General features: G+C 67.6%; 7 protein-coding genes and 1 tRNA gene. 3 read left to right on the top strand and 5 right to left on the bottom strand.

What is annotated here, in order from left to right; translation table 11 throughout:
* On the top strand, positions 1 to 215 hold a 215-nt coding region (locus tag E1832_RS17120; protein ID WP_165978919.1), incomplete at its 5' end, for a tyrosine-type recombinase/integrase.
* 71 nt (positions 216 to 286) lie between these two features.
* Here E1832_RS17120 and E1832_RS17115 read toward each other — a convergent pair.
* Positions 287 to 363, bottom strand: a tRNA-Pro gene (locus tag E1832_RS17115).
* Positions 364 to 488: 125 nt separating this feature from the next.
* Here E1832_RS17115 and E1832_RS17110 point away from each other — a divergent pair.
* Positions 489 to 2,084 (top strand): Na/Pi cotransporter family protein, encoded by a 1,596-nt coding sequence (locus E1832_RS17110; RefSeq protein ID WP_133360981.1) that lies wholly within the window; start codon positions 489 to 491, stop codon positions 2,082 to 2,084.
* A 134-nt stretch (positions 2,085 to 2,218) separates the two neighbouring features.
* On the opposite strand, the gene leuB is transcribed toward E1832_RS17110, so the two are convergent.
* Together leuB and E1832_RS17100 are read right to left on the bottom strand one after the other, a co-directional pair.
* The gene (leuB, locus tag E1832_RS17105; RefSeq protein WP_133360980.1) at positions 2,219 to 3,322 is read right to left on the bottom strand and encodes a 3-isopropylmalate dehydrogenase; all 1,104 of its coding nucleotides are present in this window, start codon (positions 3,320 to 3,322) and stop codon (positions 2,219 to 2,221) included.
* Between the two features lie 188 nt (positions 3,323 to 3,510).
* The gene (locus E1832_RS17100) at positions 3,511 to 4,392 is read right to left on the bottom strand and encodes a LysR family transcriptional regulator (protein WP_133360979.1); all 882 of its coding nucleotides are present in this window, start codon (positions 4,390 to 4,392) and stop codon (positions 3,511 to 3,513) included.
* 105 nt (positions 4,393 to 4,497) lie between these two features.
* Here E1832_RS17100 and E1832_RS17095 point away from each other — a divergent pair, with 105 nt between their 5' ends.
* Positions 4,498 to 5,460 carry an NAD-dependent epimerase/dehydratase family protein gene (locus tag E1832_RS17095; protein WP_206021072.1) on the top strand — a complete coding sequence of 321 codons (963 nt, stop codon included), beginning with the start codon at positions 4,498 to 4,500 and terminating at the stop codon, positions 5,458 to 5,460.
* Here the strand turns inward: E1832_RS17095 and E1832_RS17090 are convergent.
* Complete coding sequence (locus tag E1832_RS17090) at positions 5,344 to 6,432, bottom strand: endonuclease/exonuclease/phosphatase family protein (protein WP_133360978.1); 1,089 nt, start codon at positions 6,430 to 6,432, stop codon at positions 5,344 to 5,346. The genes E1832_RS17095 and E1832_RS17090 overlap by 117 nt on opposite strands.
* Entirely contained in the window at positions 6,429 to 7,268 is an 840-nt protein-coding gene (locus tag E1832_RS17085) for a hypothetical protein (protein ID WP_133360977.1), read from the bottom strand. Before E1832_RS17085 ends, E1832_RS17090 begins: the two co-directional genes overlap by 4 nt.
* Positions 7,269 to 7,464: the final 196 nt, after the last annotated feature.

Here is a 7,464-nt window from a genome sequence, read left to right as displayed (position 1 = left end):
GCTTCAAGGCGGCCGCAGTTGATGCCGGGCTGTCCAACGTATCGCCCCACGTGCTGCGCCACACGGCAGCGGTCCACATGGCCGAGGCTGGCATCTCGATGGACGAGATCGCCCAGTATCTCGGCCACTCGGATTCGCGGATCACGGCCTCCACCTACGCGCGCTACAGCCCGGAACACCTGCGTAAGGCCGCCAGCGCGTTGGAGTTCGGCTAGTGCTCAGGTTCAATGAACCTAGGAGCACTGTCCTGAAAATAAAAAAGGCGCCCTGAGGCGCCTTGTTTTATTGGTCGGAGTGAGAGGATTCGAACCTCCGGCCCCTGCCTCCCGAAGACAGTGCTCTACCAGGCTGAGCTACACTCCGACCGTGCGGGCGGGGTTAAACCTGTCCCGGAAGTTTTGCAAGGGCATTATCGCTGAATTCGCGCGATCGCGCGGCTTGTCAGACAGGGGGGGGCGGGGCATTCTGCCTTGCCGGGAGTATGGCGCATGAATTCGGATATTTTCCTATTGGTCGGCGGGGTCGGCATGTTCCTGATGGGCATGGATGTGATGACCCGTGCGCTCAAGGATATCGCCGGCTCCAACCTGCGGGGGATTCTCGCGCGGTTCACCACCACGCCCTTGCGCGGGGTGCTGACCGGGGCGGCGGCGACCGCGCTGATCCAGTCCTCCAGCGCCACAACGGTTATGACGGTGGGCTTTGTCGGGGCCGGGTTGATGAGCCTGCCGCAGGCGCTGGGAATCATTTACGGGGCCAATATCGGCACCACCGCCACCGGCTGGCTGGTTTCGCTGCTGGGCTTCAAGCTGCAGCTCGAAACGGTGGCGATGGTCACGCTATTGCCGGCCAGCCTGATCAACCTGCTCGGCCGTGGCGGACTGGCGCGGGCGGGGCAGGTGGTGGCGGGGCTCTGCCTGCTGCTGATCGGGCTGGAGCTGATGCAGAATGCCATGGCGGGGGCCACCGGCCTGCTGCGCCCCGAGGCGCTGCCGCAGGGCGGGCTATGGGGCATGTTGGCGCTGGCGGTCGCGGGGCTGGCGCTGACTGTCCTGATCCAGTCCTCCAGCGCCACGGTGGCGCTGGCGCTGGTGATGCTGCAGGGGGGATCGATCAACCTGATGCAGGCCGCGGCGCTGGTGGTGGGGATGAATATCGGCACCACCTTTACCGCGCTCTTGGCCTCGGTCGGGGGCGCGCGGGTGATGCGGCAGGCGGCGGTCGCCAACCTGGCCTTCAACGTTATCACCTCGACCATCGCCTTTCCGCTGCTGCTGGTCTTGGGGCCGGGGCTGGAGCGGCTGGCGGCCGCCACCGGCCCGCTGACCGCGCTCTTGATGTTCCATACCGGGTTCAACCTGGCCGGCACCACCTTGTTCCTGCCGATGACCGGCCGGTTCACCGCGCTGGTGGCCCGGCTGGTGCCCGCGCGGGATGAGGGCGGGCTTGCCCTTGGGCTGGACCGGGCGCTCCTGTCGGATGCGCGGGCGGCGCTGACCGCCGCGCGCGGCGCCTCGGCGCTGCTCGCCACGCGGATGTTCGCCGCGCTCAGCGCGGCGCTGCAGGACCAGCCGGACTACCGGAGGCTCTCGGCGCTGGAGCCGGAGATGGCCAAGGCGATAGATGAGCTGGCGCAATTCCTTGCCAACCTCCGCCTGCCCGCCGATCTGCCGGCCGAGGAAGAGGTCTATTCCGCCCTGCTGCACGAGGCCGACCACCTGCGCCGCCTGCTGCACCGCGCCGGGCAGAAGGACCGGATCCAGTCGTTGGTAGAGGATCGCATCCTGCGCCGCCCGGCCGTTCTGATGGGGGGGATTCTGGCGCGGGCGGCCTCGGAGAGCGGCCGGTATCTGGAGTCCGACCGCCTGGCGCGGCTGGAGACGCTGATCCGGCATCGCACCGGGCGGCACCGCCGCGGGCTGCTTCTGGGCGAACATGCGGGGCTCTACACGCTGACAGAGGTGTTCGCCCATACCGATGCGATGCGCTGGCTGCAGCGCGTCGTGCATCATACGGAACGGATCGGCTATTACGACCGCACCGCTCTGCGGGGGTTGCAGCAGGAGGCCCCGCCGGCGGCCTGACGCCCAGTTACGCCACCGATCTGATTGGCCTCCGAGGCAAGTCCTCCCTGCGCGGCTTGCTCCTGTGGTACGGGCAGAAAAAAGGGGGCATCGCTGCCCCCTCGCTTCAGATATTCAGAACGCCGCTCCGGCGATCAGAGGCTGGCGTCCAGCGCCGCGACCACGGCGTCGCCCATCTGGCTGGTCGAGACCGGCTGCACGCCCTCTTCGCCCAGCAGGTCGGCGGTGCGCAACCCGTCGGCCAGCACCTTTTCCACCGCCGCTTCCACCCGGTCGGCCTCGGCGCCCTGGTCGAAGCTGTAGCGCAGCGCCATCGCAAAGCTGAGGATGCAGGCGATCGGGTTCGCCTTGCCCTGACCCGCAATATCGGGGGCCGAACCGTGCACCGGCTCATACAGCGCCTTGGGCCGGCCATTGGCCATCGGCGCCCCGAGGCTGGCCGAGGGCAGCATCCCGAGCGAGCCGGTCAGCATCGCTGCGGCATCCGACAGCAGATCGCCGAACAGGTTGTCGGTGACAATCACATCGAACTGCTTGGGCGCGCGCACCAGCTGCATGGCGCCGGCGTCGGCATACATGTGGCTCAGCGCCACCTCGGGATAATCCTCGCCGACCTTGGTGACCACTTCGCGCCACAGGATGCCCGATTCCATCACGTTGGCCTTTTCCATCGAGCACAGCTTCTTGCCGCGCTTCATGGCCAGCTCGAACGCGGCGCGCGCGACGCGGTCGATCTCGCTCTCGGTATAGCGCTGGGTGTTGATGCCGACGCGCTCGTTGCCCTCCTCGAAGATGCCGCGCGGCTCGCCGAAATAGATTCCGCTCGTCAGTTCGCGCACGATCATGATGTCGAGGCCGGCGACGATATCCTTTTTCAGCGACGAGAAATCGGCCAGCGCGTCAAAGCACTGGGCCGGGCGCAGGTTGGCGAAAAGATCCATCTCCTTGCGCAGGCGCAGCAGGCCGCGCTCGGGCTTTACGGAAAAGTCCAGGTTGTCGTATTTCGGCCCGCCGACGGCGCCCAGCAGAACGGCGTCCACCTCCTGCGCCTTGGCCATGGTCGCGTCGGCCAGCGGCACACCGTGCTTGTCATAGGCGCAGCCGCCGACCAGATCCTCGGTCACGTCGAAGGTCAGGCCGCCCTTGGCGCCGTACCAGTCGATGATCTTGCGGACTTCGGCCATCACCTCGGGGCCAATCCCGTCGCCGGGCAGGATGAGAAGCGAAGGGTTGGACATGGGGGCACTCCTTTATCTGGGTTGCGCAGGGCGTAGCGCGGCCTTTCCCCACCGTCAATATTGCCGGGCTGTAACGGCGCGGAAAATACGGAGGAGACAAGTGAGAAGGGCGGCGCCCGCCGGGGGGAGGGCGGGCGCTGCCCGGCCTGCGGCCGGGCGAAACGCTGGAATGACGACGTCCTAGCCCCTCACAGCCGCCGCAACCCCGCCGCCAGCCGGTCCCAGACCAGCCTGATGCGCGGGCTGTGGCGCAGCGCGGCGGGGGCGGCCAGCCAGACCGGCAGGGTCGGCAGATCCATCTTGGACAGCACCCGTTCCACCCCGGGCTCGTCGTCTCCGATCGCCGCCTGCATGCCGCCGATGCCGCAGCCGGCCCGGACCAGCTGCCAATAGGCCGCCTGATCGTCGCAGCGCACCCCGAAAAACCCGCGCCCCACCTCCAGCCCGGCCTCGCGCATGAAGCGGATGATCGTGTCATTGGCGTCGAAGCCGACGAAATCGAGCTTCAGCAACTCGTCCACCGTCCGCGGCCGCCCGACCCGGTCCAGAAACCCGGTCGCGGCGTAAAGGCCCATCTCCAGGTCGGTGACATGGGCGGCGACCAGATCCAGCTGCGTCGGCCGGTACATCCGCAGCGCGATGTCGGCCTCGCGGAACAGCAGGTTCTCCGAGCTGTCTGCCGGGACCAGCTCGATCTGGATCTCCGGGTGCGCGCGGCGGATCGCGGCGAGGATCGGCGGCAGGATGAAATGCGACACCACGGTCGAGGCGGTCACCCGCACCGTGCCCGCCAGCCCGGTCTCCTGCCCTTCGGCGGCAAGCCGCAGCCGCGCCGCGGCCTGCCGCATCTGGTCCGCCGGTCCGATCAGCCCGCGCGCCGCCTCGGTCGGGATCAACCCCTTGGGCCCCCGCGTGAACAGCTCGACCCCCAGCGCCGCCTCCAGCGCTCGGATGTGCCGGCCCAGCGTCGGCTGACTCTGCCCCAGCTTACGGGCCGCCGCCGACAGCGATCCGGTTTCCGCCACGGCGGAGAAGCTCTGCAACAGGGTCCAGTCCAGCGGTGCGATCATTTAATTATGAATATCATATCGTCGATTTTTGGCAATTCCTAAACGCATCTGTCTGGGCCACCTTTGTACCAGACACATCGGATAGACAAGCAAAGGAGCGATCCCATGACCAAGACTGTTCTCATCCTCGGCGCTTCCGGCAAGATCGGCCGCCACGCTGCCGCCGCCTTCCGGGCGGCCGGCTGGCAGGTGCGCCTTTTCGACCGCGCCCGCGACGACATGACCAGGGCCGCGATGGGCTGTGAGGTGATCGTCAACGGGCTGAACCCGCCCAACTATCACAACTGGGCCGGGATCATTCCCGCCATCACCGCGCAGGTCATCGCCGCCGCCCGCGCCTCGGGCGCGATGGTGGTCATTCCCGGCAATGTGTACAACTTCGGGCACGTTTCAGAGGATATCGCCGAAGACACACCCCAGACCCCCTGTTCGCGCAAGGGCAAGATCCGGGTCGAGATGGAGCGCGCCTATCGGGACAGCGGCGTGAAAACCCTGATCCTGCGCGCCGGCAACTTCGTCGACCCCGAGCGCAACGGCGACGTGATGAGCATGCTGATTCTCAGCGCGATCAAGCGCGGCCGCATCACCGCCATGGGCGACCCGGCCGCGATGCAGCCCTATGCCTACATGCCCGACTGGGCGCGTGCCGTGGTTTCGCTGGTCGAAATGCGTGACCGTCTGGCGACCTTCGAGGACGTGCCCTTTCCCGGCCACAGCTTCACCCTGAACGAGCTGCGCGCGCGGCTGGAGGTCGATCTGCGCCGCCCGCTGCGCATCTCGCGCTTTCCCTGGTGGGCGATGCGCCTCGCCTCGCCGGTCTGGGAACTGGCAAGGGAGCTGCTGGAAATGCGCTATCTCTGGGATATGCCGCACCGGCTGTCGGGCACCAAATTCAACCGTTTGTTGCCCGGCTTCGAATTCAGCGATCCGCGCGAGGTGATGCTGGCGGCGCTACCGCCCAAGATCCACCCAGACCAGCCGGTGACGACTGGCGCGCAGGGCGGCGTCCCGACCGGGGTCGCCGGGGCCGGGCCAGTGCACACTGGCGCCCTCAACCGTCCAGTCTGAGGACGGCAGGACGTAATCCACCCGCAACCGTCCCGGACCGTCCCAGTCCACGGTATCGAGGCGGTCCGGGCCCGCATGGCCCTGATCCCCGGCCCGCGCCCCGCCTTCGCTGGCCGGGCGCGGGTCTGTCACGCGCGGATCGGCCAGCAGCGCCCGGATCGCCTGATGCCGCCCGGCGCCGTCCTGCGGGTCCAGATTGGCCCCGCCGGCGAGGATGAAACGGTCCGGTGGGGCAGGGCCGAACGCCCCGTCGAGATAGAGTTTCCAGAAAACGATCTCATCGTGATTGCGCCGCCCGTTGCGATCCTCCGGCCCGTCGAACACCGGCGGCCCCGCCTGAAACGTCAGCAGCGTCAGTGTTGTGCCATCTGGCAGGGCGATGGGCACCGCCCAATGCCCGGTGGAGGACAACCGCTGGATCGCCTGCGCCTGCTGCGACGGAAACGGCGACCCGTCCGGATAGGCGGGCAACAGCGCGCCGGGCATATCGCGCCACAGAGTGCCGCTGAAATCCCGCACCGCGTCGGCGACGATCGGAAACCGGGACAGCACCGCGATCCCGCCCTGACCGGTGAAATGCCCGAACCCCTGCGAATCCCCGGGTCCGCCCGGGACGCCGTCGCCGTCCAGATCCCCCCCCGAGGCCATCCCGCTGTTGGGGCGCAGCGCCAGCCGGTGGGGATAGGGCGCCCCGGCTGCGTCCAGCCGCGCGGTCAGCGCCGTCAGCGCCCGCCCCTCGTGGTCCCAGTCGATCCCCTGCAGCGCCAGAATATCCGCGCCCGCCCGCGCGATCACCGCGACCACGGCGGCGACCCGATCGTCCTCGCCCCGCTCGATGTCGCGCAGCAGCAGGCCCGGCCCCTCGCGCTGCAATTCGGTGTTGAAGCTGGCCACGCGGACGGGCTCCGCAGGCAGCGGCGCGGCAGTCAGACACAGAAAGAGGAAACACGAAAGGGCGCCAGCCCGGCTCATGCGGTCTGCACGGCCTCGCCGTCGGCGTCGGTATAGGCGCGGCGGCGCTTTTGCTGGATCAGCTCGGCGATCCGCAGCATCGCCACCCCGCGCATCACCATGCTGGCGGGCAGAAAGGCCCAGGCGCTCATCGCCCAGATCAGCGTCTGCGGATCGTCCAGCGTCACCGGACGGAACATTTCCGATCCCAGCTTGACCAGCGCCGGGATCGCAAAGGGCAGGAGCAGCCCGATCATCACGTTGATATGCCCGTCCCGCTGCAGCCGGTGCACCACGTCGCCGCCCGCCGTCGGATCGAACAGCGGCAGGTTGATCCAGACGTTGAACGACCCGTTCATCACCGGCCAGCCCAGCACGCGCACCGCAAAGAAAAAGGCGCCAACTGCCGTCAGCGCGATCAGATAGGACACGCCGGCGGCGATCCGCACCGCGTCCAGCAGCTCCGGCGGCGCCGTGGCCGGCAGCATCAGCGCGGCCAGCCGCACCGGCGAATAGGGAAAATCGGTCAGCCCGCCGACCAGTCGCCCCACCCCGGCAAGCAGCGCGGTCAGATTGGTCGGTTCGACCTGATGCTTGGCGATCAGCGACAGCGACAGAAGCATCGCCGTCAGCGCGGCAAAGCGCATCCGGTTCAGCGGCGGTGCGCCGCGAAATTCCACGATGCTGGGATAGTTGGAATTGTATTCGGCAAAGGTCAGCAGCGCTGCCAGCAGCGCCAGAAGGGTGACGATCTCCGCCCCGCCCGAGCCCGTTCCGGGCAAAAGCAGCGATGGAATCGCCACGACCACAGCCACCAGGACTGCCCGCAATGCCGCGCCTGCGATGCGTGCAAACACTGTTCGATCCCTTCAAACTGGACAGGCCGATACGTTGCCGCGCCTTTGTTCCAACTTGACCCCGCCCAACCGGGCGGATTGCCTCATTTCGGTCATATTTGTGCCGTCTTTCGGCCGTGAGCTCAAGCTGCCCCCTGACAAAAGGCTGAATTTACGGCAAAATCATGAAGAAACTGGTGCGTCTTTGCATCAATTT

Source organism: Antarcticimicrobium luteum, assembly GCF_004358185.1.
GTDB classification, from domain to species: domain Bacteria; phylum Pseudomonadota; class Alphaproteobacteria; order Rhodobacterales; family Rhodobacteraceae; genus Antarcticimicrobium; species Antarcticimicrobium luteum.
The sequence above is the reverse complement of the archived record's forward strand: the minus strand, read 5'-3'. Positions and strand labels throughout refer to the sequence as shown.